This window comes from Herbaspirillum sp. (genome assembly GCF_017744395.1).
In the GTDB taxonomy this organism is placed as follows: domain Bacteria; phylum Pseudomonadota; class Gammaproteobacteria; order Burkholderiales; family Burkholderiaceae_D; genus Herbaspirillum.
On sequence record NZ_JAGIBI010000006.1, the window covers coordinates 81,495 to 105,288 of the forward strand.

Below are 23,794 nucleotides of genomic sequence, written 5' to 3' on the forward strand. Positions count from 1 at the left end.
ACCGGTACGCATGGGTTGCTGACCGGCAAAGACGCGATTCTACGGCAAGCGGATGTCGGCGTCAGAGGCCGGGCCGGAACCGGCGATGTTCTGGCCGTCGCGGGACGCGGCGGGTTGGCGCAATGCGTCTTCGCCGATGACTTTCAGGCTGCCGGGATCGGTGACGACGCGGTCGCGTCCGCCTTGCTTGGCCTGGTACAGGGCCTGGTCGGCGCTCTCGATCAGCGCCAGGATGCGGTCGCCTTCCTGCACGGGGTTCAATGACGCCACGCCCACGCTGATGGTGACGTAACCGTTCTTGGCGCCGGAATGGGGCAGGCGCAGGTCGCTTACCGCCTGGCGCAGGCTGGAGGCCAGCGCGGCGGCGCCGCGGATATCGCAATCGGGCAGGATCAGGGCGAATTCCTCGCCGCCGTAACGGGCCGCCAGGTCGCGCGTGCGCCTTCTGGAAGCGCCGATGGTTTTGGCGACTTCCCTGAGGCAATCGTCGCCTTTGGCATGGCCATAGATGTCGTTGTACAGCTTGAAGTGGTCGACATCGATCAGGATCAGCGACAGCGCTCCCTTTTCCTTGCTCAGCCGGGCCAGTTCCGCGTTGGCGGTGCGGTCGAAATGGCGGCGGTTGGCCAGGCCGGTGAGGCCGTCGTGCAGGGCCAGTTGTACCAGGGTCGCGTTGAGCTGCTCGGAGCGCGCGCGGGCATTGACCGCCTCGTACTCGGAGCGCATCTGGATCTTGATCCGGCGCACCATGCGCCGCCCCAGCGCGGCGAACACGCCGGCCAGGAACATCACGCCGATGGTGCGGATGTAGGCATCGCGGCGCCAGTTTTCCAGCACTTCCTGTTTCGATACCGCCACCGCGATGAACATCGGATAGCGCCGCAGCCGCACGAAGCTGTGGATGCGCAATTCGCTATCGGCCGGGGACGCGAGTTCGACGGTGCCGCGCTCATGCTTGGCGACATAGTCGTTGACCAGGGGACCGGCAGCCAGGCTGTTGCCGGTGCTGGCTTCCCCGAGGGTGCGGCGGATCAGCGAGGTGCCGCTGTTGAGCGCGAACAGGATGACGCCGCGCCGGCCGACATCGAAGGTTTCGTAATACTGCTTGAAGTAGTCGAACGAAATGGTGGCCAGGACCACGCCGCCGAAGGAACCATCCGGCTTGCTGATGCGGCGGCTGACCGTGAATATCCACTGGCCGGTGGAGCGGCTCTGGATCGGCGGGCCGATATAAGGGGCCGGGTCGGCGTGCAGCTTGTGGTAGATGAAGTAGCCGCGGTCGGCGTTGTTGTAGCGATCCGCCACGGTCCTTTGGGAGTTGACGATCCAGCGCCCGTTTTCGTCATAGACGAAGATGCCGTTGAGTTGCGGCAATTCATACACTTGCGATATCAACTGGCGGCTGATGCGCTGCACGGAGTGCCGGTCCAGGCCGTCTTCCGCAATGTGCTCGAGCAGCACCTGCAGCACCAGGTCGGCCTCCTTGTAGGTGTCGTCGGCATGCTGGGCCAGCGCCTGGGCCATGTTGGAGGTATCGATCTCCGCTTCCTTGAGCAGCGCTTCGCGCGCCTGCCAGGTACGCCAGCCGTCCAGGCCGATCAGGGCAAGGCAGGCCAGCACCACGAACAGCGTGGCCAGCCAGACGGGGGAGGTCCGGCTAAAGCGGAACATGGAAGCAGGCTTATTGCCCATCTGCTGCCGGGAGGGGCGATCCCGCCGGGAAAAACGCAGGCAAGAAACAGGCAGCGCCGTCCTGAGGTGTCGTGCGCTTCACGTCTTCCTCCTTCCTGTTTCGCCCATATTGACGTGCAGGATAGAGGATAGTGGCGCGCTTTCCAATCGGGGATTACCTGAGTGTGGGAACAGGGCGACGCTTCAGGAATATCTTTTCGATGCCTTTTGCAAGGCCTTGGCGGGAGATGGCCTTTCTCCGCGCCGGGACATGAAAAAGCCCCGCTGCGGCAAGCGGGGCGTCCCATGGATGAAACGGCGGCATACCGGTCAGTACCGGTCAGCTCCCCGGCGAAGTGCCGAGCGGGCCATCCTTGATGTCGCGGGCATAGTTGTTGGGCTGGTTGCTGGGTGTTTCAGAGCTGCTGTGGTCGACATACTGGCCGTTCTGGTCCTGGTAGGAGGCCGGCGGAGCGGCCTGCTGGCTTTGCGGGTCGCCCTGGGAATTGTAATCCTGCGGAGCCGATGAGTCGTATTGCTGCTGGGGGGCCGGCGGGTTGCCGTAGCCGCCCGGGTCGTAGGACTGGGCATATGCGCCGGCGCCGCATGCGGCAGTGGCCAGCAGGAGTGCACGGATGATGTTCCTGGACATGGCGTTTTCCTTTCTGTCACTTTCGTTGGCGGGGGGATGTCAGTCCATGATAGGGAGATGCCGCGCGGGAAACAGTCGGATAGGCGGGTGAATTGGTGTCGGACTATTCCCGCGTGTCCGACAGTAAGAACCCATCTCACGTTTCATTGTGAAATAGGTTCTAAAGCGGCAGCGCCGCCATGGCCGCGCTTACTGTTCGCCGCCGTCCCCGGGTTACACTGCACCGGAAATTGAAACGACCGATGAGACCGGCCCCGATGGATATCCGATATGTGCAAAGTTTTGTCGCCGTGGTGGAAAGCGGCTCGTTCGCCGAAGCCGCTCGCCGGCTCGACCTGACCGCCGCCGCGGTCGCCGCGCGCGTGCGCTCGCTGGAAGAAAGCCTGGCCGCGCCGCTGATCCAGCGCTCGGGGCGTTCGGTACGGCCTACCGCGCAAGGCTTGCAGGTGCTGGAAAGCGCGCACGCCCTGCTGCGCTCGGCGCGCGACATGCAGGCGCTGGCGCGCGATGGCGCCGGCGAGGTCGGCGAACTGCGCCTGGGCGCGTTCGTGACGGCCATGACCAGCGTCTTGCCGTCGTTGCTGCAGCGCTTCTATCGCTGTTATCCCAAGGCCAGCATCTTCGTGGAACCGGGCGCCTCGGTGGAGCTGTGCCGCAAGGTCGCCGCCGGCGAACTCGATGCGGCCGTGGTGGTGGAGCCGCAGTTCGCCGTGCCCAAGACCTGCGACTGGCTGGTGCTGATGGAGGAGCCGCTGGTGGTGATCGCGCCGGCCGGCAGCGCCGGCGAAGATGCGCACGAATTGCTGCGCCGCGAACCCTTCATCCGCTACAACCGCAATGTGCTGGGCGGGCAGTTGGCCGACCGCTACCTGCGCGACCACGGCATCGTGCCGCGCCAGCGCCTGGAGATCGACAGCCTGTTGGCGATCGCGGCGATGGTCGGCAAGGGCCTGGGCGTGTCGCTGCTGCCGGACTGGCCGGCGCTGTGGGAGGGCGGGCAGTCGCTGGTGAAGGTCGCGCTGCCCGATCGTGCGCCGGTGCGCCGCGTCGGCCTGATCATGGCGCGCCACTCGCCGCATGCGGCGCTGGCGCGTGTGTTCGCCGACGAGGCGGTGCGGGCGTTCGCGGAAAACTAGGTCGTTTTGCGCTGCAGGCTTTCCGCTCGCAGGAATTCGAAATCGACACCCTTGTCGGCCTGCGTCACGTTTTCCAGGAACAGCTTGCGGTAGCCGCGCCCGGCGGCGGGTTTGGCGACAGGCCGCTCCTGCGCGCGCCTGGCAAGTTCCTGCTCGGAGACCAGCAGGGAAATCTCCCGTTTCGATACCGACAGCCGGATCCGGTCGCCCGTGCGCACATACGCCAGCGGGCCGCCGATGGCCGCCTCGGGCGTGACGTGCAGCACGATGGAGCCGAACGCGGTGCCGCTCATGCGGCCGTCCGAAATGCGCACCATGTCCTTGACGCCCTGGCGCGCCAGCTTGCGCGGAATCGGGATGTAGCCGGCCTCGGGCATGCCCGGCGCGCCCAGCGGGCCGATGTTCTTGAGCACCAGCATGTCGTCGGCATGCACGTCCAGCGCTTCGTCGTCGATGCGCTCGGCCAGGTCCTGCAGGTTGTCGAACACCACCGCCCGGCCCTCATGCTCCATCAGCCGCGCATCGGCCGCCGACTGTTTGATGATGGCGCCGCCGGGCGCCAGGTTGCCGCGCAAGACCGCCAGCCCGCCCTGCGGGTAAATCGGGTTGCCGAAACTGCGCACCACGTCCTGCGCGAAGCCGGGACCCTGCGCCTCCAGCTGCTCGCCCAGGGTGACGCCGTTGACGGTTATCGCATCCAGGTGCAGCAAGGGTTTGAGTTCGCGCAGCAAGGTGGCCACGCCGCCGGCCTTGTGCAGGTCTTCCATGTAGTGCGAACCGCTCGGTTTCAGGTCGAGCAGCACCGGTGTCTCGCGGCCCATGCGGTCGAGCCTGGCCAGATCGATTTCCAGCCCCACGCGCCCGGCGATGGCGGCCAGGTGGACGATGGCGTTGGTCGAACCGCCGATGGCGAGCAGTACCCGCAGGGCGTTGTCGAAGGCTTTTTCGGTCAGGATCTTGTCGACGGTGAGGCCGCTGTGCGCCAGTTGCACCGCGCGCGCGCCGGTCTCTTCGGCCACCCGGATGCGGTCGGCCGTCACCGCCGGCGGCGAGGCGCCGCCCGGCACCGTCATGCCGATGGCTTCGGCGATGCAGGCCATGGTGCTGGCCGTGCCCATCACCGAACAGGTGCCGACGCTGGCGACCAGCTGGTTGTTGACGTCGGCGATCTCGTCATCGTCGATTTCCTCGGCACGGTATCTGGCCCAGTAGCGGCGGCAATCGGTGCAGGCGCCGACCCGCTCGCCGCGGTGCGCGCCGGTCAGCATCGAGCCGGTGATCAGCTGGATCGCCGGGATGTTGGCCGAGGCCGCGCCCATCAACTGCGCCGGCACCGTCTTGTCGCAGCCGCCGATCAGCACCACCGCATCCATCGGCTGGGCGCGGATCATTTCCTCGGTATCCATCGACATCAGGTTGCGCAGGTACATCGAGGTGGGCGCCGCGAAGCTCTCATGGATGGAGATGGTCGGGAAATCCATCGGCAAGCCGCCGGCCAGCATGATGCCGCGTTTTACAGCCTCGATCAGTTGCGGCATGTTGCCGTGGCAGGGATTGTAGGCGCTGCCGGTATTGACGATGCCGATCACCGGGCGCGCCAGCGCATCGTCGGTATAGCCGGCGCCCTTGATGAAGGCCTTGCGCAGGAACAGCGAAAAGCCCTGGTCGCCATAGGAAGTCAATCCGCGGCGCATGCCTGCGGCGGGTGGCGCCTTGCCGTCCGTTTGCGGTTTCTTGCCCATTGCCTGTCTCCTTGGAATGCATGGTGTTTTTAATCCGGCAAGTATTTCAAAGGCGTTGGGATGCGCAAAGCGCCTGTTTCGATATTCAAACCAAAAAAGTTTTTTGGTATGCCCCGCCGGCGCAGGGCATACCGCCGCGCCAAGTTGCTGCTATGCTGGTTACATCAAGCCAAGAAAAATGCCAGGCACAGAGGAGATATCATGAGGAAATTCCTGTCAGCCGGCCTGCTGGCCGCGGCCATGGCCACGGCGGCGCAAGGGGAGGAATGCTCGAAGGTCGTGGTCTCGGCCGATTCCGACTATGCGCCCCTGCACTGGTACGACGGCAAGCGCCTGACCGGCGCCAGCATCGAAATCGCCTCGCGCGCGCTGACCGCGCTGGGAATCCCGTTCGAGGTGCGCTACGTGGGGCCGTTCCACCGCGTGCTGAAGGATGCGCAAAGCGGGGAGGTGGCGATGATCGCATCCCTGAAGAACACGCCAGAGCGCCAGCAGTACCTGGCATTTACCTCGGTGCCGCTGTTTTCCAACCCGATCGCGGTGTTCGTCGCGCGCGACCGCGGTTTCAGCTATTCGGGCTGGAAGGACCTGGTCGGCAAACGCGGCGCCATCACCATGGGCAACCAGTTCGGCGAAGGCTTCGACGAGTTCCTGCGCGACAACCTGAAGGTGGAGCAGGCGCAGAAGGCCTACATGAATTTCAGCAAGCTCGATGCCGGCAGCATCGACTATCTCATCACCGGCTATTACAGCGGGGTGATCTACCTGAACCAGACCCGGCAAGCCGACCGCTTCATGCCGCTCAAGCCGTATGTGACCGAGAGCGACAATTTCATCGCCCTGAGCAAGGCCAACGCTTGCGTCAAGTACCTGCCCAGGATCAATGCCCAGCTGGAGACCATGAAAAAACGTGGCGAGCTGCAGGCGATCCTGGAGCGCTATACCTCGGCGCTCAAGATCGAGGCGCCCATCAAGGGGAAAAACGCCGATGCGGGCGGCCCGAAGGTGAAATGAATCCCTAGTTGGAAATGGCCCTGGCGGCGGACATGACCAGGTCGGCATGGCGCCGTTCGTCGGCATCGCCGCCCCATCTTGCCGTGGTAATGGCCAGGTTGACGGCGCCGGCCGGGCGGCCCAGGTGCGAGTCGGTCACCACCGCGGCGGTGGAGATATCGCCCAGGAAATATTCTTCCCGGATGTGGGCATAGCCCTGCTCGCGGAAGCGCGCCAGGCGCTGCTTGATCTTGCCGCGGTCGGCGATGGTGTAGGGCGTGTAGGCGCGCAGCTCGGTGCGGTCCAGGATGTCGTCCACTTCGTGCGGATCGAGCGCGGCCAGGATGGCCAGGCCGCTGGCGGTGCAGAAGGCCGGCAGGCGGGTGCCGGTCACTACCGTCGGATTGAGCACGTTGCGGCTGACGATACGCTGCACGAACACGATGTCGCAGCCGTCCAGGATGGTCAGGTTGGTGGTTTCCTCGGTCTGCTGGCTCAGTTGTTGCAGATAAGGGGTGGCGCGCCGCACCAGGTCGCTGGAAGACAGGTAGTGGTAGGCGAAATTGAGCACCTGCGGCGCCAGCTCGTACTTGCGGACTTCTTCGTCCTTGGTCAGGTAGCCCAGCGTCATCAGCGTGTAGGTGAAGCGCTGCGTGGTGCTGATGTCGAAACCGGTCAGCGCGGCGATCTGCGACAGCGACAGCTGGCGCTGCTGGCCGTCGAAGGCCATGAGCACCTTCATCGCCTTTTCCACCGAATTCACATACAGGGGCGAATCGACGCCGGTGTTGTCGGAGGCGGCGGCCAGCGGGCGGCCGGCCCTGGCCTTGGCCTTGGCGGGGGCGCCGGCCGTTTTTGCTGCGGCCGGCGCCTGGGCTGTTTGTTTCTTCGTCACCATGGATTCGCTTAGTTCGCTTCGTTCGAAGTCGCTATTATCGCCGCAACGATCGCCGCAATGCCTTTCATTTCGATGCGTGCGCGTTCCGGTCCCAGGCGGCTGACAGGTCGCGGCTGAGCAAGTGCTTGCGGATGCGCTCGGAAAGCGTGGTCTCGAACGCTTCGGCGCGCAGATAGTAGCGCGGCAGCTGGTAGCTGGCCAGGCGCGAATGCGCCCAGCGCGCCAGCGCGTCGAAGGACTCCTGCATGCCTTCCTTGAACTGCACGTACAGCATGATCTCCTGTTCGCCGACTTCGCTGTCCACGCCGATGGCCGCCGCCGCGGCGATGGCCGGGTGCATCACGAAGATGCGCTCGATTTCCCAGGCCGAGACGTTTTCGCCGCGCACCCGCATGCTGTCGGTCTTGCGGCCGACGAAGAACAGGTCGCCGTCGGCATCCATGCGCGCCATGTCGCCGGTGTACAGCTTGCCGTCGCGGCGCGCCTCGGCGCTGGCCTTGGGATTGTCCAGGTAGCCCGGCAGGAAGCAGCCTTCCACCTCGCTCGAGACCACGATCTGGCCCAGTTCGCCGACCGGCACCGGCCGGTCCTCGTCATCCAGCAGTTCCACCCGCAGCCAGGGCAGGGCGCGGCCGATCGAACCGGTCTTGCCGGTGTTGTTGACGGTGGTGAAGCTGGAACCCTCGGTCATGCCGTAGCACTCGCGCAGCGCGATGCCCAGGCGGTTTTTGATGCCGTCCCAGGCCTTGGCCGAGACGCCCGCGCCCCAGCCCACGCGCAGGGTATGCCGCGCCGGCTGCACCTCCGGCGGCAACTGGCACAGGATATCGAGGATGCCGCCCAGGTAATGCAGGTGGGTGGCCTGCGCCTGCTCCACCTGTGGCCAGAAGCGGGTGGCCGAGAAGCGCTCGATCACATGCAGGCTGACTTCTTCCAGGAACGGCACCAGCAGCAACTGGGCGCCGCCGATGTGGCACAGCGGCTCCCATACGAACATGCGGTCGCCCGCCTTGACGGCGGACACGATCACCGTGCCTTCGCTGGCGATGCGCATCATGCGGTGGGTGAACACCACGCCCTTGGGCGCGCCGGTGGTGCCGGAGGTATAGATCAGGCACAGCGTATCTTCCGGCGCCACCGGTTCTACCGTCAGCGGGGCGTCGGCGGCCACTTCCGGCAAGGCGATCTCGTTGATCCAGGCCAGGCGCGCCGGCGGCGTATCGAGGCCGGCCAGCGCATCGGCGAAGCCGGGCTGGGCGACGAACAGGGCCGGCTTGCAATGGCCCAGCAGGTAGCTGATGCCGGGCGCCTTCAGGCGCGTGTTGACCGGCACCCAGACCGCGCCGGTCAGCATCAGCGCGTAGATCAGCGCCATGTGCTCCAGGCCGTTGTCGAGCATCAGCGCCACGCGGTCGCCGCGGGCGATGCCTTGCTGCTGCAGCCAGGCGCGCATGCGCTTGACCAGGTGTTCCATCTCCGCGAAGGAGGTGGCCACGCCGTTGAATTCCAGCAGCGTGTGGCCGGCGCGGGAGGCGAAGCCGGCTTGCAGCAGCGGCACCACGTCGAGGTTGTCGGTGCCGGTGCGGACGGGGAAGTAATGGGAATAGCGGTGCATGTCGGTTCTTTGTGAATGAGTCGTCAGGTTCGGCGGGCGCGCTTATGCGCGCCGGATTTTCTTGTAGAGGGTGGGCGTCAGGACCAGCAGGCCGATGATCACCACCATCACCAGCGAGACCGCCGCCAGCGTCGGGTTGACCTGCAGCACCATGTCGTCCCACATCTGCTTGGGCAGGGTGTTCTTCAGTCCGCCGCTGACGAAGATGGCGATGGTCAGCTCGTCGAAGGAAATGATGAAGGCCATCTGCAGCGCCGCCGCCACGCTGCCGATCATGATCGGCAGGTGGATGGTGCGCAGGCGCGTCCAGGCCGAGGCCCCGAGGATGCGGGCGGCATCGTCCAGGCGCCAGTCGAAGCGCTTGAGCGCGGCCGCCATGGTGACCACCACGTAAGGGATCGCCAGCACGGTATGGCCGATGGAAAGGCCGAGGTCGGTGCCCACCAGCCCCATGCGCGAGAACAGGTAGAACAGGCCGACCGCGACCACGATGCGCGGCACGATCAGCGGCGCCAGCAGGAAGGCGAACACCGGCTTGGTCCAGCGTCCCGGCAGGCGGGTCAGGGCCAGCGCCGCGCCTACGCCCAGGGCGGTGGAGGCCAGCGCGGTGACCGCCGCCACGCCGAGCGAGCGCAGGAACGAGGCCTGCCATACCGGCGAGAACAGGAAGCTGTCGAACCAGCGCAGGCTGAAACCCTTGGGTGGGAAGCTGAGGAAGGCCGAGTCGGTGAAGGCGATCGGGAATACCACCACGATCGGCAGCGACAGCAGCGCCACCACCAGGAAGCCGTAGACCTTCAGCGCCGGCACGCGCGCCGCGGAAGGGCGCCGCAGGCCGCCGAGCACGCGGCCGATGGCGATCAGCGCGGTGTTGGACCAGGCCGCATTGGTGCTGCGCTTGAGCGCCGTGCGCGTCTCGCCGCTCAGCGAGGACAGGCCGACCAGCTTGTCGTAGAGCATGAACACCGCGATGGCCGACACCAGCAAGACCGTCGACAAGGCCGCCGCGTACGGCAGGTTGAACAATTCGTTGATGGCCTGGATCACCATCTGCGCCACCATGGTTTCACGCGGCGTGCCCAGCAGCGAGGGCAGGATGAAGAAGCCCAGGCTGGTGATGAAGACCAGCAGGCCGGCCGCCGCCACGCCAGGCCCCGCCATCGGCAGGAACACCGAGAAGAACGACACCGAACGGTTGGCGCCCAGCGTCTCGGCCGCCTGCATCAGCTGCGCGTTGACGCCGCGCATGATGGGCAGCATGTTGATCACCGCCAGCGGCAGCATCGCATGCACCATGCCGACCATCACGCCCAGCAGCGACGGTGACAGCGCCTGCGGATCGTCCACCAGGCCCAGCGCCGAGGCCAGCGAGAGCAGCACGCCGGTCTTGGACAGCACCAGGATCCAGGCGAAGGTCTTGACCAGGTAGCTGGTCCAGAACGGCACCATGATCCACATCATCCAGCGCTCGCGCAGGCGGTCGCTCAACTGGCTCAGGAAGTAGGCCACCGGGAACCCGAGCAGCACCGAAAACAGCGCCGTCATGCCGGAAATGGCGAAGGTGGTCCATAACACCTTGAGGAACACGGTGTCGCTGCCGAGCCGGCGGAACTGCTCGGTGGTGAACTGGCCGTCGGCGTTGAGCACGCCGGTCTGCAGGATCTCCACCACCGGCACGCAGAAGAATGCGGCCAGGAACAGCAGGCAGGGCAGGGCCGGCCCCAGGGCGCGCAAGTTTTTGACGAGGGAAGCATTCATGGCCGGCTCCGCTTAAACGTGTACCACGGCGGTGTGCCCGGCATTCCAGCGCAGGCCGACGACGTCGCCGACCGCCGGCGCATCGCGTCGTCCGCAACGCAGCAGGAAGGGCTCGTCGCCGCCGATGTCGACCAGCACCCGATAGTCGGAGCCGGCGAACACGACTTCGGTCACGGCGCCCTTGAGGTAGGCGTCGTCCGGGCTGCACAGCGAAGCCTGTTCGGGGCGCACCACCAGCGCCACCTCGCCGGCCTTGGCATCGGAACGCAAGGGCAGGGCATAGCGCGCATGCTGCAAGGTGGCCGAACCGTCCATCTCGCGCCGCGCTGTGCCCGGCAGCAGGTTGGAATAACCGATGAATTGCGCCGAGAAAGCGCTGCTCGGCCGGTCGTACAAATCCTCCGGTGTGCCGAGCTGTTCGATCCTGGAATTGTTCATCAGGCAGATGCGGTCGGACAGGTTGAGCGCTTCTTCCTGGTCGTGCGTGACGTAGATGAAGGTGGCGCCCAGTTCCTTGTGCAGCTTGCGGATTTCCGACTGCATGTGTTCGCGCAGTTTCTTGTCCAGCGCGCCCAGCGGTTCGTCCAGCAGGATCACCGAGGGTTTGTAGACGAAGCAGCGCGCCAGCGCGATGCGCTGCTGCTGGCCGCCGGAGAGTTCGCGCGGCAGGCGGTGGGCGTAGGCGCCCATCTGCACCATCTCCAGCGCATCCTTGACGGCGGCGGCGATGGCGGGCTTGTCCATCTTGCGCATGCGCAGCGGGTAGGCGATGTTTTCCCATACCGACAGGTGCGGAAACAGCGCGTAGCTCTGGAACACCATGCCGATGCCGCGCTCGCCGGCCGCCGTGCGGGTGGCTTCCTTGCCGCTGATGAAAAGCTGGCCGCCGCTGGGTTCGACCAGGCCGGCGATGATCTGCAGCAGCGTGGTCTTGCCCGAGCCGGAAGGGCCGAGCAGGGTCAGGAATTCGCCGTCCTGCACCTCCAGGTCGGTGGGGGACAGTGCGGTGACGCTGTCATATTGTTTGCTGATGCCTACGGTGTGCAGTCGTGCGGTCATGGTATTCAACCTGAATCATGGGCCGGCCCGCGGGATGAGCGGGGCCGGCGCGGCGCATGCGGGATGCGCCGCGGTCAATGGAACAAAGTGGATAGTGCGCAGCCGCCCCGGATGCGGCCGCGCGTCAAAGCATCAGGGCATCAGCCCAGCAGCCAGGCGTTGAAGCGGTCCGAGACCGACAGCCGGTTCTTGTGCCACCACGGGCCGTCGGGCGCGCGCATCTGGCTGACGTTGGCCGGCGCCGTGGGCAGGATGGCGGCGCGCTGCGGCGGGATGTTCTTGTACGCCTCCAGCGCGGTCGGGCCGTAGGCCAGGGTGTCGGTGAAGGCGCTTTGCAGCTTGGCGTCGGCGCAGAACTTGACGAACTCCTTGGCCATCGCCGCCTTGGGATTGCCCTTGGGCACGCCCCAGCCTTCCACCGAATACAGGCCCTGGTTCCAGTTGATGGCCACCGGCGCGCCGCCCTCGATGGCGGTTTGCGCGCGCGCGTTCCAGGTCGAGATCATGTCGACTTCGCCGGACTGGATCAGCTGCATCGCCTGCGCGCCGCTGGTCCACCAGACCGAGACGTGCTTCTTGATGCGGTCCAGGCTCTTGAAGGCGCGGTCGAGGTCGAGCGGATAGAGCTTCTCCATCGGCACGCCGTCGGCCATCAGCGCCTGTTCCAGCGTGTCGATGGCGTTGCGGCGCAGCGAGCGGCGGCCCGGGAATTTCTCCACGTTCCAGAAATCGGCCCAGGTCTTGGGCGCGTTCTTGGCGTACTTGTCGGTGCGGTAGGCGAGGATGGTGGCGTACACGTCCACGCCGACGAAGTTGGGCGTGATGGCGCCGGCCAGCATGTTCTTGAAATCGGTCGGAACCAGGCCCAGCGGTTCCAGCAAGCCTCCTTCTTCCAGGATGGGGATGTCTTGCTGCAGGGTCAGCGTGGTCACGTCCCAGACGAAGTTCTTGGTCTTGACCATGGCGGTCAGTTGCGCCACCGGCTGCGCCTCGCGCGCGACGTTGACGACCTTGATGCCGGTCGCCTTCTCGAACGGATCGTAGAAGGCCTTGCGGTAGGCCGCGGTGTAGGGGCCGCCCGGATCGGCCACCACCAGTTGCTTGCTTTGCGCGATCACCGTCGGCGCCATCGCCGCCAGTGCCGCGCCGCCTGCCGCCTTGAGAACGCCGCGGCGCTTGTCGTTGACTTGCTGTGTCATACCATGCTCCCTGTTGAATTGTTGATCCCAGACATCCTTGCGCTGCGACTGCCGGCGCCGATCCCCGCACCGCCGTTTATTTGGCGATGTCGCGGCCGCGCTTCCTGAAGAACTCTTCCATCATGCGCGCCGGTTCGCCGGTGGCGTAGGCTTCTTTCTGGATGCGGCGGCCGGCGGCGATGGCGTCGACGAAACCGGGTTCGGTGATTTCGCAGAAGCGCTGCTTGTCCAGGCGCATCGCCACCGGCGGCTTGGCCGCCAGTTCGCGAGCGATCTCCAGCGCCTTGGGCATGACCTGGTCGGCTGCCACCAGGTGGTGGATCAGCCCCAGGCCATGCGCTTCTTCCGCGCTCATCATGCGGCCGGTCAGCGTCAGTTCGATGGTGCGCGACAGGCCCAGCATCTGCTTCATGATCCAGGGGCCGGTGACGCTGGGAATGCCGGAATTGATCTCAGGCTGGCCCATGCGCGAGCCGCTGTGGCCGACGCGGATGTCGGTCAGCAGGGCGACCTGGAAGGCCGAACCGGCGGCGGTGCCGTTCAAGGCCGCGATCAGCGGCTTTTGCAGCGTGCGGATGGTGCGGTAGTAGTTTTCCCACTCGGTCATCCACTCATCGGCGCGCGCCACGTCGAAGCCGTGCGCCTCTTCCAGGTCCTGCCCCGCGCAGAAGGCGCGGTCGCCGGCCCCGGTCAGCACGATGGCGCCGACGGCGGCATCCGCGTTGTACTTCTTCAGCGCCGCGATGATTTCATTGCGCATCTCGGTGTTCCACGCATTGAGCTTCTCAGGGCGGTTGAGGGTGATGACGGCGACATTGCCATCGACGGCGGTCTTGATGAACTTTTCCATAATTATTCCTATATAATAACTAATGTTTTATAGCGCTATAAAATGTTACAGCAACAAATGTGCCTGTCTATATGCGCTGCAAAATGTAGGAAATGCGTCGGGAAACGGCGTTTTTGCGCCCGGTTTTGGGGATTATTTGATGGGGTGCACAAATGAAATGCGCGGGCGCGCCATGCCGGAACGGCCGGAATTGTTGGCGACGGGAAAGTTTTGGGCGGAAATGCTTGTCCTGCGGCTGCCGGTTTTCCGTACCGGCAGGAGGGGCGGTGCTCCGATGGTTGGAGCCGGGTCAGCGGATCAACGGCGGGCTATTGGGCTTGAATCCGCATCCTGCGATGTTTCCTTGGCCTGCGCGATCAGCCATTCCCTGAAGCGGCGGACCGGGACATCCTCGTAACGCTCGGCGGGCGTCAGCAAATAGTATTGGCCGGAACTCGGCGTCGGGCCGTCGAACAGGCGGCGCAACCGGTGTTCGGGGTCGAAGCTGTCGGCCAGCACCGATGGAACCAGCGCGATACCTTCGCCATGCATCGCCGCCTGCAATGCCATCGCGTACTGGCTGCATTCGATGGATTCTTGCCTGGCGCCGATGCGGCCGCCATGCTCGTGCAGCCAGGTGGCCCATGCATCCGGACGTATCGCGGTGTGAATCAGGCAATGCTGTTTCAGATCGGCGATCGCCAGGATCGGATGGCGCCGCCACAAACGGGCGTGGCACAGCGCCACCAGGGCATCGGGAAAGAGCGCATCGGCATGGACGCCATGCCAGTCGACAGCCATGCGATTGGCCAATGGCAGACCCTTGGCGCGCGCGCCGGGCAAGGCGCCGACCTGGATCGCCATGTCGATCTGCGAGCGGCGGAAATCGGCCGCGCCGGTGGAAACCACGATACGCACATCGATATCTTTGTTTTCGCGCCAGAAGGAATCGAGCCTCGGCATCAGCCACAGCGCGGCCACGCCGGGCAGTACCGCGACAGACAGACGGCTTTGCTTTTTGCGGCCATTCAAGCGGCTGCCCGCATCGCAGATTTTTTCGAACGCCTGCCGCACTTCCCGATAGTAGGACTCCCCCTGCGGCGTCAGTTCGATGCGCCGGGTGAGGCGGACGAACAGCTTGTGCTGCAAGTGCTCTTCCAGGATGCGCACCTGCCGGCTGACCGCGCTCTGGGTGACGTGCAGCTCGTTTGCCGCGGCCGTGAAAGAAAGCAGGCGCGCGGTCGCTTCGAAGGCGCGCAACGCTGTCAAGGGAGGAAGCTTTTTCATCTTCTGGATGGAGGAGGCGCCGTATCAGGTGGAATGTGGCCGCTGCGCATGCATGACAATAATGAATGCATGGCGCTATTCTAATCATTTGTCATCCCCATGGGCGCTTGTCTACGATGGGCGTATCGATACTACGGGGAACAGACATGGGAACAATCGCAATCGCAGGCTTGGGCGCCATCGGCCATGCCGTGACCAAAGGCATCGGGCAAGGGATCGGAGGACTGCGGCTGGCGGCGGTGTCTGTACGCGACCCGGCGGCATCGCGAAGCCGCCTGGAGGATCTGGAGCAGGTGCCGCAACTGGTGCCCCTGCAGCATATCGGCGAATACGCCGATATCGTGGTCGAATGCGCCGGAGCGGAAGTGCTGCGCCGGATCGCTCCCTCGGTGCTGCGCTCCGGAAAGCAACTGGTGGTATTGAGTACGGGCGCTTTGCTGACATCTCCCGAGCTGCTTGCGCTCACACAGGAATATCGCAGCCAGATCCACATCCCGAGCGGCGCGATCGGCGGTCTCGATGCGGTCGCTGCCATGGCGGAAGGGGAAGTCCGGTCAGCCAAGCTGGTGACGAGAAAGCCGCCGTCGGCGCTGCGCGGTGTTTCCTGGCTGGCCGAACGGGGTATCGATCCTGATCTCGTGCGGCAGCCGCTGCTGGTGTTTTCCGGTTCGGCGCATGAGGCCGTCCGCCATTTTCCGGCCAACCTGAACATCGCGGCGGCGTTATCGCTGGCGGGCATCGGCCCCCGGCGCACCATGGTGGAGCTGTGGCTGGATCCCGCCATACGCAGCAACTGCCATACGGTCGAGGTCGACGCCGACAGCGGAACGATGCGCTTCTCCATCGAGGCCACGCCTTCCGCGAATCCCGGAACATCGCGCCTGGCTGCGCAGTCGGTGCTTTCCTTGCTGCGCAGGATGGGTGGATCGATGATCGGCAATGCATAAGGAAAAAGCACACCATGCGCTTTTACGCCGTGGCACAAGGCGTATGGCGCATGGCATGCTTTGACGGTATGCGGGAAATGCGGCGCCGTTAATTGTTCTTGGCGCCCTGTGCGATCGAGAAACTTGTGATCAGGTTGCGGTAGTCGGGGATATGGCTGGAGAACAGGGCGGCCAGGCCATCCACGTCATTGCGCCAGTCGCGATGCAGCTCGCAGGCAACGCCGAACCAGGTCATCAACTGGGCGCCGGCTTCAGTCATGCGATTCCAGGCGGAATGGCGCGTGATCTCGTTGAATGTCCCCGACGCATCCGTTACTACGAATACTTCGTAGCCTTCCTCAATGGCGGCCAGCGCCGGGAATGCCACGCATACTTCCGTGACCACGCCGGCGATGATCAATTGCTTCTTGCCGGTGGCCTTGACCGCCTTGACGAAGTCCTCGTTGTCCCAGGCGTTGATCTGGCCGGGGCGCGGAATGAACGGCGCGTCCGGGAACATCTGCCTGAGTTCCGGCACGAGCGGGCCGTTGGGCCCGTTCTCAAAGCTGGTTGTCAGGACGGTCGGCAACTTGAAATACTTGGCCAGGTCGGCCAGCGCGAGCACGTTGTTCTTGAAGGTATCGGGGCCGATGTCGCGCACCAGCGAAAGCAGGCCTGCCTGGTGGTCGACGAGAAGGACGGCGGCATTATTTTTGTCGAGACGACGATAGGGCTTGGACATATGATCTCCTGGGGTTTGGCGTGTTTGGCCCATCGGGACGCTGGGCGGAGGATTCCCGGGAACCTGGGCAGGGTCTTGCGCCAGGTCCAGGCAGCTTTTCGTTACCATGGCTACTACAATATTTGGGCGATGATGCGTGCGCTAGCCCCCTGAAATGCATTGCTGCGTTCCGCAATAAGAACGATAAAGGGAGAGGAAATGCAGGACCTCAACAATCTGTACCTATTTACCCAAGTCGTCGCCCATGGCGGTTTTTCCGCCGCGGGACGGGCGCTGGGCATGCCGAAGTCCAGGCTCAGCCGCCATATCGCCCAGCTTGAAGAGGAACTGGGCGTACGCCTGCTCCAGCGTTCCTCGCGGCGCTTCGCCGTCACGGAAATCGGACAGGAATACCTCCGGCACTGCATGGCGATGCTGGCGCAGGTGGAAGCGGCGCGGACGGCGATAGAGCGGGTCCGCTCGGAGCCGCAAGGGCTGGTCCGGGTAAGCTGCCCGACGGCGCTGCTCGATTACCAGGTGGGCGACATCATTGCGCGCTTCATGTCCGCGCATCCGCGGGTCACGGTGCAGCTCGATAGCACCAACCGCCGCGTCGACGTGATCGGCGAAGGCTACGATATCGCCATTCGCGTCCGTTTTCCGCCGCTTGAGGACACGGACCTGGTCATGAAGGTGCTGGGCGACAGTACGCAGCGCCTGGTGGCCAGCCCGGAACTGCTGGCCATGATGCCGGGGCCTTTGACGCCGCAGGACCTTTCCGGTTTGCCCAGCATCGACGAAGGACCCGCGCATCGCGAGCATGCATGGCATTTGCAGGGGCCCGACGGCTCAAGGGTCGAGGTGCCTCATGTGCCGCGTCTGGTCAGCGACGACCGGCTGGCGCTGCGCCTGGCGGCATTGCGCGGCGTCGGCGTCGTCAAATTGCCGACGATGATGGTCTGGCACGACCTGCAGCAGGGATTGCTGGTGGACGTATTGCCGCAATGGAAGCTACAGCCGGGGATCGTTCACGCCGTGTTCCCGTCGCGCCAGGGGTTGCCGCCTGCCACCCGGCAACTGATCGACTTTCTTGCCAAGGAGTTCAAGGTACTGGCCGAACTGGAGTCGGCCGGATGGCATGCATATTCGCCCGGCGAGGCCGGCGATTGTTCGCAGGCGTAGGAGGGGAGGCGATCGTATTGGAAGCTGCGCGGGCGGCTGGGGTGTGCGTATGTTTAAGTTGAAATGGAAACCCCCTCGCTTTGCAACGGTATTGCAGGATCGCCTATCTGGAACCGCCTTATCTATCGAATTGAAAAATACTCCGGCTGTTAATATGCCTCGTTAAATAATGACGTAGGTATAAAACGGCAATGATATTGAACTATGCCTTGATGCTTGCAGCAGCGTTCCTGGCCGGCGCCCTCAACGCCGTAGCGGGTGGCGGAAGTTTCCTGACATTGCCGGCACTGGTCTTTACAGGCGTGCCGCCGGTGTCCGCCAATGCCACCGGCACCGTTGCATTGCTCCCGGGGTATATCACCGGCGCATGGGGATTCCGTGAAGATATCGAATCCCCGCCGGGCATTTCGCTCAGAGGCGTGCTCGTTCTCTCGTTGATCGGCGGTGGCCTGGGGGCTGCGCTGCTTTTGTTCACGCCCGATGCGACCTTCCGGAAAATCGTTCCCTGGCTGCTTCTGGCCGCCACGGCCATGTTCGCCTTCGGGCCGAAACTCCGTGAATGGGCTGGCGCCACCGGCGCCGGAACGTCGGCCTGGAAGGCACGCTGCGGCATCCTGGCAGTTGCCGGTTATGGCGGCTACTTCAATGGCGGGCTGGGCATTCTCCTGCTTGCGTTGTTTGGCTTGCTGGGCCAGAAGCAGCTCAACGCGATGAATGGGATGAAAAACCTAGTCTCGGCGCTCTTGACCGCAATCGCGGTGGCAATCTATGCCATCGGCGGCGTGGTCGAGTGGCCCCAGGCCTTGAGCATGATGGTCGCCGCGGCGCTGGGCGGATATTTCGGCGCCCGGGTTGCCCGCCATATTCCGGCGCCATGGCTCAGGGGCGGCATCGTCGCCACCGGCCTGGTTATGTCTGCCTTGTTTTTCTACGGCAGCAAGTAGGGGGGATCGCCTGGACGGGATGCTCGTTGTCGTATGAAAATATTTTCCAACTCCCCTCAATGTCCGAGAGGCCAAGCATGGTCATTGCCTACGCTTTCATCAAGCGCCCCGGATCACATGAAAAGAATTAGATCTTTAGACAGCTAAGCGCACAGTGGCCCCAGCAACGCCGATTCAGTTGCTGCGGCGATTTGATCGGCGAATGTCGTGCTATCGACCGCCCGCGCGAGCGTTACCGCCCCAGCCAATGCCGCCAGGGCTGCGCAAGCGGCGTCAATGTTTTCCGGCATGCGTGGAGATGCCGGGCCGTCGACTACGGCTTGTGCCACTTCGAGCAACGCGCTTTCAAATGCTGTTCGCGATTCGTGGCCGGAGCGGGCCACTTCCGTTGGCAACGTCTGCAGCGTGCAGCTTTCGGACAGGTCGCACGTTCGCTTGACGCTGAGATAAAACCGCACGAACTTTGGCCACCAGTCGGCCCCATGCTCCGCCTGGAAATAGCGGATACCTCCCCGAAGATCGTCCATCCCGTGCTTCAGCGCCTCACGAAAGGCATCGTCCTTGGAGCCGAAGTGAACGTAGAACGCCCCAGACGTGACGCCAGCCTCCTTGGCCAGGGCGTCAACTCCTGTTCCAGCGAATCCTCCTTTGCGAAACGCCCGTCCGGATCCTTCAAGGATGCGTTGGCGCGTGCGTGTCTTCTGTTCAGCTCGTGACATAGAAACCTTTGGGTGAGTCATCAGGCTACATTATAGTTGACTGCATAACGATCGTTATTTAATATTGAATAACGGTCGTTATGTGATCTCTGGAGTGGAGGGGATTGCGTTGAACGCCGCAATCATCTGACTAGAGGAATCTTATGCCACTGACTCTCACCATCACAGAAGGCGTCCTCCCCAAGGGGCAAGAAAGCATAGCCTTTACCCGGCTCTCGGACGCGATGATCAAATGGCACGGGTTGACTGGAAACACCGCAATCGAGCCGAACATCGTCGGTTCAATCAACCTCCTGCCAAAAGAACATACCTTCTCCGGATCGAAGGAATCGTCCGTTGTATTCATCGAGTGGAAAGTCCCATCTTTTGCCTTCAACAGCAGGGAAATCCAGTTGGGATATATCAAAGAGGCCACCGACATCATTCATACGATGTCGGGAGAAAAACATCCCCGAGAACGCATATGGGTCAATGTGGTTCACGCGGTGGACGGCGCCTGGGGAATTGGCGGCGTCGCGTTGACCAACGCGCAGCTCACCGGCTAAAGCGTCAAGCTCGCAGTTGAAAGGCTTACGTGGGCGACTCTTGTCGCCCCTTCTTTCTTTTTACGGAGTATGTGATGCTGCTTTTGAACTACTTGTTTTTTGTTGATCGCTGCGAAGAAGCCCTGACGTTTTATGAGGCATGCGGACTGGGCAAAATTGTGGAAATGCAACGGCACGGCGAAAACGGAATGCCGCTCAAGAACGAGGCGATGCGAGGGAAAATCATGCATGCAAGGTTCGAAGGCGACGGGGTCGCCTTCTACGCATCAGACAATGACGACGCCGAGCCGATGAGAGGATCCGCGCATCATCTGGCGATGGACGACAGGCATTCGTTGGACCGGATGTTCAATGCCCTTGGATCGGGGGGAGTGGTGACGACTGTACTCGGGGTGCAACCGTGGGGAGACTATTACGGGAAGCTGACCGATCGGTTCGGTGTTCAGTGGATGTTGAATTCGCCGAAATAGTGGTGGGAATTATGGGACGGTCGAAAGCGAATTGAATCGCCCCGGAATTTCCAGACACTTCACAGTTTTAAATATCAGGCAAAAAAATAGTCGTCCTGAGCAGTAAGCGTTGCCCGGAAAAGTTCAAGATTGAAGCAGTCAGACAGATCATGGAGCGGGGGCATTCAGCCCCCGAGGTTGCTAAATGGCTAGCTTCTCAGCGTCCATATCCGGCGCTTCATCGTGCCGCCATCATTGAATACCCTTCCTCAGGAGGAGGCTCGAAGCTGGAGTATGTATGATTCAAGCCCGTTCCAGCACCGTGGCTATGCCTTGTCCACCGCCGATGCATTGCGTGGCTAACGCATAGCGGCCTTGTTGTCGCGCCAGAAGAGTCGCGGCCTTGCCGGTGATGCGGGCTCCGGTCGCGCCCAGCGGATGGCCGATGGCAAGGCCGCCACCGTCGATGTTCACGGTGGCCATGTCCAGCCCGAGATCGCGGATGCAGGCCAGCGCCTGCGAGGAGAAGGCTTCGTTGATCTCGACCACGTCCAGGTCGGCCACCGTGAGGCCGGCGCGTTCCAGTGCCTTGCGCGTGGCGGGGATTGGGCCGATGCCCATGATCGCCGGGTCCACGCCTACGGTCGCAAAACTGCGGATGCGCGCTAGCGCCTGCAGGCCGTGGCGTGCAGAAAAATCGTCGCTGGTCACCAGCACTGCCGCAGCGCCGTCGGTCAGCGGCGACGAGGTGCCCGCCGTGACCACGCCATCTGGTCGGAAGGCGGGCCTGAGCCCGGCCAGCGCCTCCAGCGTGGTGCCGGGGCGGATGCAGCCGTCGGCTTCAATCAGTTCGCCATTCTGCAAGCGGATGGGGACGATCTCATCGGTAAGCCGGCCCTGCTCGCGGGCGGCGGCGGCTTTTCGATGGGATTGCAGCGCGAGCAGTTCCTGGTCGGCGCGGCTCACCTCCCAGCGTTGCGCCACATTTTCCGCGGTCTCTCCCATGGAGATATATGCATCGGTGTGGGCCTGCAGCTCGGGGCTGGGCGAGAAATTGAAACCGCCCTGCGGCACCATCGTCATCGACTCCACGCCCACACACAGGAAGGCGTCGCCCATGCCGGCCTCGATCTGCGCCGCGGCGATGTGCACGGCTTGCATCGACGAGCCGCAGAAGCGGTTTACCGTCATGCCGCCTACGGCCAGGGGCAGGCCGGCCAGCAATCCGACAATGCGCGCCAGGTTGTTGCCTTGCGCGGCTTCGGGGTAGGCGCAGCCGAGGATGACATCTTCCAGCAGCGCTGGATCCAGGTCGGTGCGCCGTAGCAGGCCTTGTGCGACCTGGGCGGCTAGCGTGTCGGGCCGCACTTCGGCCAGACGGCCCTTGTTGGCAAAGTGAAACGGCGAGCGCGCATAGGCGGCGATGACGGCTTTCATGGTGTTTCCTCCGGAGGGCGGCTGGTCAGTCAGTTCACGACGGTATAGCGTTGTGCGACGGTGTTACTGGACAGGTGGTTCGCCATGGCGCGGCGCGCGGCTTCATAGGCGTCCCATTTCTCTTCCGCATGCAGCGAAGGGATGGTGACCTGCTCGCCGCGCTCAAAACCCAGCAGCGCGGCATCGACCAAATCCTCGGCGCGCATGACGATGCTGGTATCCAAGTGTTCGACCGGCAGGCCGCCCAGGGCCCAGAAGTCGGTGGCGGTGGCGCCGGGCAGAACGGCTTGCACCCGTACACCCTGGCCATTGAGCTCATGCTGCAGCGATTGGCTGAACGCCAGCACGAAAGCCTTGCTGCCACCGTACACGCCATTCAGGATCTCGGGGGCAATGGCCACGATGGAAGCGATGTTGATGATGGCGCCACGGCCGCGAGCCACGAAACCGGGTGCCGCGGCATAGGCCAGGCGCATCGGCGCGGTGACGTTCAGTTCGACCATGCGGGTCATCTTCTCCACGTCGCTTTGCAGCAGCGGCGTATGTGTGCCTATGCCGGCATTGTTGACCAGCAAGGTGATGCTGGCGTCCTGGCGCAGCTTGTCTTCCACCTGTGCCAGTTCGACGCGGTTGTTCAAGTCCGCCTGCAATACTTCTACCGCGCGGCCAGTGCGGGTGCTGATGCTGCTGGCCAGCGCATTGAGCCGTTCGCGGTTGCGGGCGACCAGGATCAGGTCATAGCCGCGTTGCGCGAGACGATCTGCATACAGCGCGCCGATGCCGCTGGAAGCGCCGGTGATGAGGGCGGTGCCGGGATGGGATGTGTGTGTCATGGTGAAACTCCTTGAATGATGGATGGGTTGATGGTGCGTAGTCATGGTGCGCTTATCGATCAATGGCGTAAATGACGTATATAATCGTGAATTAGGACATTGCAAAGGAGGCATTCATGCATCGCATCGGCTATGTATTGCCTGACGGTTTCCAAGTCATGGCGCTTGCGACCCAGGCCGTGTTTGAATTTGCCAACTTGTTGGCAGGCAAGCCCTTCTACGCGGTGGATATCTACGCGCTGGATGGTTCGGCTCGAGCATCGACAGGTCTTGCGCTACAGACAAAGCCACTTACTGTGCGCAGTAATGCAGATACTTGGCTGGTCGTGGGGACTATTGTTCCTTTGCCAGTCGAGCCGGAGCTACTCAAGCTGTTGAGGAAGATCGCAGTGCGCGCACGGCGTATTGCTGGTTTGTGTACTGGCGCTTTCATTCTGGCGGATACTGGATTGCTCGACGGGCGTCGCGCCACCACGCACTGGTATTGTGCTGAAGATTTGCAGCAGCGCCATCCCAGTGTGCAGGTCGAGGCCGATCGTATCTATATTGCTGACGGACCGATATGGACCTCTGCTGGCATGACAGCAGAGTTGGATCTGGCATTGGCCTTGGTGGAGAAAGACTTGGGCGCCGATATCGCACGCTCCGTGGCGCACCACCTGGTTATGCACCAGCGCCGTTCGGGCGGGCAGTCGCAGCATTCCGAGATGCTCAAGCTCGCTCCCAAGTCAGATCGTATTCAGCAAGCACTGGAGCATGCGCGGCGCAATCTCGCGCAGCCATTGAGTGTGGAGGATCTAGCAGAGGCCGTTAACCTGAGCCCACGCCAGTTCAGTCGTGTATTCACGGCTGAGACCGGCCAGTCGCCGGCCAAGGCAGTGGAGGGCTTGCGGCTCGAAGCGGCCCGGCTGATGATCGAGAGTAGCAGGCACCCGCTGGAGGTGGTGGCGAAGGAAACCGGTTTTCGTGACCGGCGCCATATGCGAGAAGCTTTCATGCGCGGCTTCGGTATACCGCCACAGGCTGTGAGGCGCGAGGCACGAGGTGCTGCGTGAGCTATCGGCCGAGATCAAAAAAGCGGCCTGCATCGCTGCAAGCCGCTCTTGTGCTGGTGCGATGGGCAGAACCGAATTTAATCCTTAAAGCTATGTTGTATATGGGGTTGCGTAATTGGCGGTAAAGAAGTGCCCCCAAAAATG

At 63.5% G+C, this 23,794-nt stretch carries 22 protein-coding genes; 8 read left to right on the top strand and 14 right to left on the bottom strand.

The window, feature by feature from the left end; genetic code table 11:
- Positions 1-39: 39 nt before the first annotated feature.
- A complete protein-coding gene (locus tag J7548_RS15280) occupies positions 40-1,671 on the bottom strand; it encodes a sensor domain-containing diguanylate cyclase (RefSeq protein WP_290975782.1) in 1,632 nt (543 codons plus the stop codon).
- A gap of 340 nt (positions 1,672-2,011) precedes the next feature.
- Positions 2,012-2,323, bottom strand: a complete 312-nt coding sequence (locus tag J7548_RS15285) for a hypothetical protein (protein ID WP_290975785.1) — start codon at positions 2,321-2,323, stop codon at positions 2,012-2,014.
- Between the two features lie 257 nt (positions 2,324-2,580).
- Between J7548_RS15285 and J7548_RS15290 the strand changes: the two genes are divergently transcribed.
- Positions 2,581-3,459: a LysR family transcriptional regulator gene (locus tag J7548_RS15290; protein ID WP_290975788.1), complete on the top strand. Its 879-nt coding sequence runs from the start codon at positions 2,581-2,583 to the stop codon at positions 3,457-3,459.
- Here the strand turns inward: J7548_RS15290 and J7548_RS15295 are convergent.
- Complete coding sequence (locus J7548_RS15295; protein WP_290975791.1) at positions 3,456-5,201, bottom strand: IlvD/Edd family dehydratase; 1,746 nt, start codon at positions 5,199-5,201, stop codon at positions 3,456-3,458. The genes J7548_RS15290 and J7548_RS15295 overlap by 4 nt on opposite strands.
- 201 nt (positions 5,202-5,402) lie before the next feature.
- On the opposite strand from J7548_RS15295, the gene J7548_RS15300 reads away from it, so the two are divergent.
- A complete protein-coding gene (locus J7548_RS15300) occupies positions 5,403-6,215 on the top strand; it encodes a transporter substrate-binding domain-containing protein (RefSeq protein ID WP_290975794.1) in 813 nt (270 codons plus the stop codon).
- Positions 6,216-6,219: 4 nt separating this feature from the next.
- Here J7548_RS15300 and J7548_RS15305 read toward each other — a convergent pair whose 3' ends face one another.
- The 7 genes from J7548_RS15305 to J7548_RS15335 form a co-directional block, all read right to left on the bottom strand.
- The gene (locus J7548_RS15305; protein WP_290975797.1) at positions 6,220-7,092 is read right to left on the bottom strand and encodes an IclR family transcriptional regulator C-terminal domain-containing protein; all 873 of its coding nucleotides are present in this window, start codon (positions 7,090-7,092) and stop codon (positions 6,220-6,222) included.
- A 64-nt stretch (positions 7,093-7,156) separates the two neighbouring features.
- A complete protein-coding gene (locus tag J7548_RS15310; protein ID WP_290975800.1) occupies positions 7,157-8,707 on the bottom strand; it encodes an AMP-binding protein in 1,551 nt (516 codons plus the stop codon).
- Positions 8,708-8,749: 42 nt separating this feature from the next.
- Complete coding sequence (locus tag J7548_RS15315; RefSeq protein WP_290975803.1) at positions 8,750-10,465, bottom strand: ABC transporter permease subunit; 1,716 nt, start codon at positions 10,463-10,465, stop codon at positions 8,750-8,752.
- 12 nt (positions 10,466-10,477) lie between these two features.
- Positions 10,478-11,524 carry an ABC transporter ATP-binding protein gene (locus J7548_RS15320; protein WP_290975806.1) on the bottom strand — a complete coding sequence of 349 codons (1,047 nt, stop codon included), beginning with the start codon at positions 11,522-11,524 and terminating at the stop codon, positions 10,478-10,480.
- A 140-nt stretch (positions 11,525-11,664) separates the two neighbouring features.
- Positions 11,665-12,723 carry an ABC transporter substrate-binding protein gene (locus J7548_RS15325; protein WP_290975808.1) on the bottom strand — a complete coding sequence of 353 codons (1,059 nt, stop codon included), beginning with the start codon at positions 12,721-12,723 and terminating at the stop codon, positions 11,665-11,667.
- 76 nt (positions 12,724-12,799) lie between these two features.
- Positions 12,800-13,573 carry an enoyl-CoA hydratase/isomerase family protein gene (locus J7548_RS15330; RefSeq protein ID WP_290975810.1) on the bottom strand — a complete coding sequence of 258 codons (774 nt, stop codon included), beginning with the start codon at positions 13,571-13,573 and terminating at the stop codon, positions 12,800-12,802.
- A 297-nt stretch (positions 13,574-13,870) separates the two neighbouring features.
- The gene (locus tag J7548_RS15335; RefSeq protein WP_290975813.1) at positions 13,871-14,839 is read right to left on the bottom strand and encodes a LysR substrate-binding domain-containing protein; all 969 of its coding nucleotides are present in this window, start codon (positions 14,837-14,839) and stop codon (positions 13,871-13,873) included.
- Between the two features lie 146 nt (positions 14,840-14,985).
- Between J7548_RS15335 and J7548_RS15340 the strand changes: the two genes are divergently transcribed.
- Positions 14,986-15,786, top strand: coding sequence for an aspartate dehydrogenase (locus J7548_RS15340; protein ID WP_290975816.1), 801 nt, complete (start codon positions 14,986-14,988; stop codon positions 15,784-15,786).
- A gap of 88 nt (positions 15,787-15,874) precedes the next feature.
- Here the strand turns inward: J7548_RS15340 and ycaC are convergent, their stop codons facing one another.
- The gene (gene ycaC, locus J7548_RS15345; protein WP_290975819.1) at positions 15,875-16,507 is read right to left on the bottom strand and encodes an isochorismate family cysteine hydrolase YcaC; all 633 of its coding nucleotides are present in this window, start codon (positions 16,505-16,507) and stop codon (positions 15,875-15,877) included.
- Between the two features lie 198 nt (positions 16,508-16,705).
- Here ycaC and J7548_RS15350 point away from each other — a divergent pair, with 198 nt between their 5' ends.
- Both J7548_RS15350 and J7548_RS15355 read left to right on the top strand, forming a co-directional pair.
- Entirely contained in the window at positions 16,706-17,668 is a 963-nt protein-coding gene (locus J7548_RS15350) for a LysR substrate-binding domain-containing protein (RefSeq protein WP_290975822.1), read from the top strand.
- 191 nt (positions 17,669-17,859) lie between these two features.
- On the top strand, positions 17,860-18,612 hold the full coding sequence (locus J7548_RS15355) for a sulfite exporter TauE/SafE family protein (RefSeq protein WP_290975825.1): 753 nt from the start codon (positions 17,860-17,862) through the stop codon (positions 18,610-18,612).
- Positions 18,613-18,755: 143 nt separating this feature from the next.
- On the opposite strand, the gene J7548_RS15360 is transcribed toward J7548_RS15355, so the two are convergent.
- The gene (locus J7548_RS15360; protein WP_290975828.1) at positions 18,756-19,331 is read right to left on the bottom strand and encodes a TetR/AcrR family transcriptional regulator; all 576 of its coding nucleotides are present in this window, start codon (positions 19,329-19,331) and stop codon (positions 18,756-18,758) included.
- Between the two features lie 143 nt (positions 19,332-19,474).
- Here J7548_RS15360 and J7548_RS15365 point away from each other — a divergent pair, with 143 nt between their 5' ends.
- Both J7548_RS15365 and J7548_RS15370 read left to right on the top strand, forming a co-directional pair.
- The gene (locus tag J7548_RS15365) at positions 19,475-19,876 is read left to right on the top strand and encodes a 4-oxalocrotonate tautomerase (protein ID WP_290975831.1); all 402 of its coding nucleotides are present in this window, start codon (positions 19,475-19,477) and stop codon (positions 19,874-19,876) included.
- Between the two features lie 74 nt (positions 19,877-19,950).
- A complete protein-coding gene (locus J7548_RS15370; protein ID WP_290975834.1) occupies positions 19,951-20,346 on the top strand; it encodes a VOC family protein in 396 nt (131 codons plus the stop codon).
- A gap of 282 nt (positions 20,347-20,628) precedes the next feature.
- Here the strand turns inward: J7548_RS15370 and J7548_RS15375 are convergent, their stop codons facing one another.
- Both J7548_RS15375 and J7548_RS15380 read right to left on the bottom strand, forming a co-directional pair.
- Complete coding sequence (locus tag J7548_RS15375) at positions 20,629-21,762, bottom strand: thiolase family protein (protein WP_290975837.1); 1,134 nt, start codon at positions 21,760-21,762, stop codon at positions 20,629-20,631.
- A 29-nt stretch (positions 21,763-21,791) separates the two neighbouring features.
- Positions 21,792-22,595: an SDR family oxidoreductase gene (locus tag J7548_RS15380; protein WP_290975840.1), complete on the bottom strand. Its 804-nt coding sequence runs from the start codon at positions 22,593-22,595 to the stop codon at positions 21,792-21,794.
- 116 nt (positions 22,596-22,711) lie between these two features.
- Between J7548_RS15380 and J7548_RS15385 the strand changes: the two genes are divergently transcribed.
- Positions 22,712-23,650 carry a GlxA family transcriptional regulator gene (locus J7548_RS15385; protein ID WP_290975842.1) on the top strand — a complete coding sequence of 313 codons (939 nt, stop codon included), beginning with the start codon at positions 22,712-22,714 and terminating at the stop codon, positions 23,648-23,650.
- Positions 23,651-23,794: the final 144 nt, after the last annotated feature.

Bases quoted from the DNA above. Each gene is read 5' to 3' on its own strand.
- J7548_RS15280 (WP_290975782.1), bottom strand. From the start codon at position 1,671: ATGTTCCGCTTTAGCCGGACCTCCCCCGTCTGGCTGGCCACGCTGTTC.
- J7548_RS15285 (WP_290975785.1), bottom strand. From the start codon at position 2,323: ATGTCCAGGAACATCATCCGTGCACTCCTGCTGGCCACTGCCGCATGC.
- J7548_RS15290 (WP_290975788.1), top strand. From the start codon at position 2,581: ATGGATATCCGATATGTGCAAAGTTTTGTCGCCGTGGTGGAAAGCGGC.
- J7548_RS15295 (WP_290975791.1), bottom strand. From the start codon at position 5,201: ATGGGCAAGAAACCGCAAACGGACGGCAAGGCGCCACCCGCCGCAGGC.
- J7548_RS15300 (WP_290975794.1), top strand. From the start codon at position 5,403: ATGAGGAAATTCCTGTCAGCCGGCCTGCTGGCCGCGGCCATGGCCACG.
- J7548_RS15305 (WP_290975797.1), bottom strand. From the start codon at position 7,092: ATGGTGACGAAGAAACAAACAGCCCAGGCGCCGGCCGCAGCAAAAACG.
- J7548_RS15310 (WP_290975800.1), bottom strand. From the start codon at position 8,707: ATGCACCGCTATTCCCATTACTTCCCCGTCCGCACCGGCACCGACAAC.
- J7548_RS15315 (WP_290975803.1), bottom strand. From the start codon at position 10,465: ATGAATGCTTCCCTCGTCAAAAACTTGCGCGCCCTGGGGCCGGCCCTG.
- J7548_RS15320 (WP_290975806.1), bottom strand. From the start codon at position 11,524: ATGACCGCACGACTGCACACCGTAGGCATCAGCAAACAATATGACAGC.
- J7548_RS15325 (WP_290975808.1), bottom strand. From the start codon at position 12,723: ATGACACAGCAAGTCAACGACAAGCGCCGCGGCGTTCTCAAGGCGGCA.
- J7548_RS15330 (WP_290975810.1), bottom strand. From the start codon at position 13,573: ATGGAAAAGTTCATCAAGACCGCCGTCGATGGCAATGTCGCCGTCATC.
- J7548_RS15335 (WP_290975813.1), bottom strand. From the start codon at position 14,839: ATGAAAAAGCTTCCTCCCTTGACAGCGTTGCGCGCCTTCGAAGCGACC.
- J7548_RS15340 (WP_290975816.1), top strand. From the start codon at position 14,986: ATGGGAACAATCGCAATCGCAGGCTTGGGCGCCATCGGCCATGCCGTG.
- ycaC (WP_290975819.1), bottom strand. From the start codon at position 16,507: ATGTCCAAGCCCTATCGTCGTCTCGACAAAAATAATGCCGCCGTCCTT.
- J7548_RS15350 (WP_290975822.1), top strand. From the start codon at position 16,706: ATGCAGGACCTCAACAATCTGTACCTATTTACCCAAGTCGTCGCCCAT.
- J7548_RS15355 (WP_290975825.1), top strand. From the start codon at position 17,860: ATGATATTGAACTATGCCTTGATGCTTGCAGCAGCGTTCCTGGCCGGC.
- J7548_RS15360 (WP_290975828.1), bottom strand. From the start codon at position 19,331: ATGTCACGAGCTGAACAGAAGACACGCACGCGCCAACGCATCCTTGAA.
- J7548_RS15365 (WP_290975831.1), top strand. From the start codon at position 19,475: ATGCCACTGACTCTCACCATCACAGAAGGCGTCCTCCCCAAGGGGCAA.
- J7548_RS15370 (WP_290975834.1), top strand. From the start codon at position 19,951: ATGCTGCTTTTGAACTACTTGTTTTTTGTTGATCGCTGCGAAGAAGCC.
- J7548_RS15375 (WP_290975837.1), bottom strand. From the start codon at position 21,762: ATGAAAGCCGTCATCGCCGCCTATGCGCGCTCGCCGTTTCACTTTGCC.
- J7548_RS15380 (WP_290975840.1), bottom strand. From the start codon at position 22,595: ATGACACACACATCCCATCCCGGCACCGCCCTCATCACCGGCGCTTCC.
- J7548_RS15385 (WP_290975842.1), top strand. From the start codon at position 22,712: ATGCATCGCATCGGCTATGTATTGCCTGACGGTTTCCAAGTCATGGCG.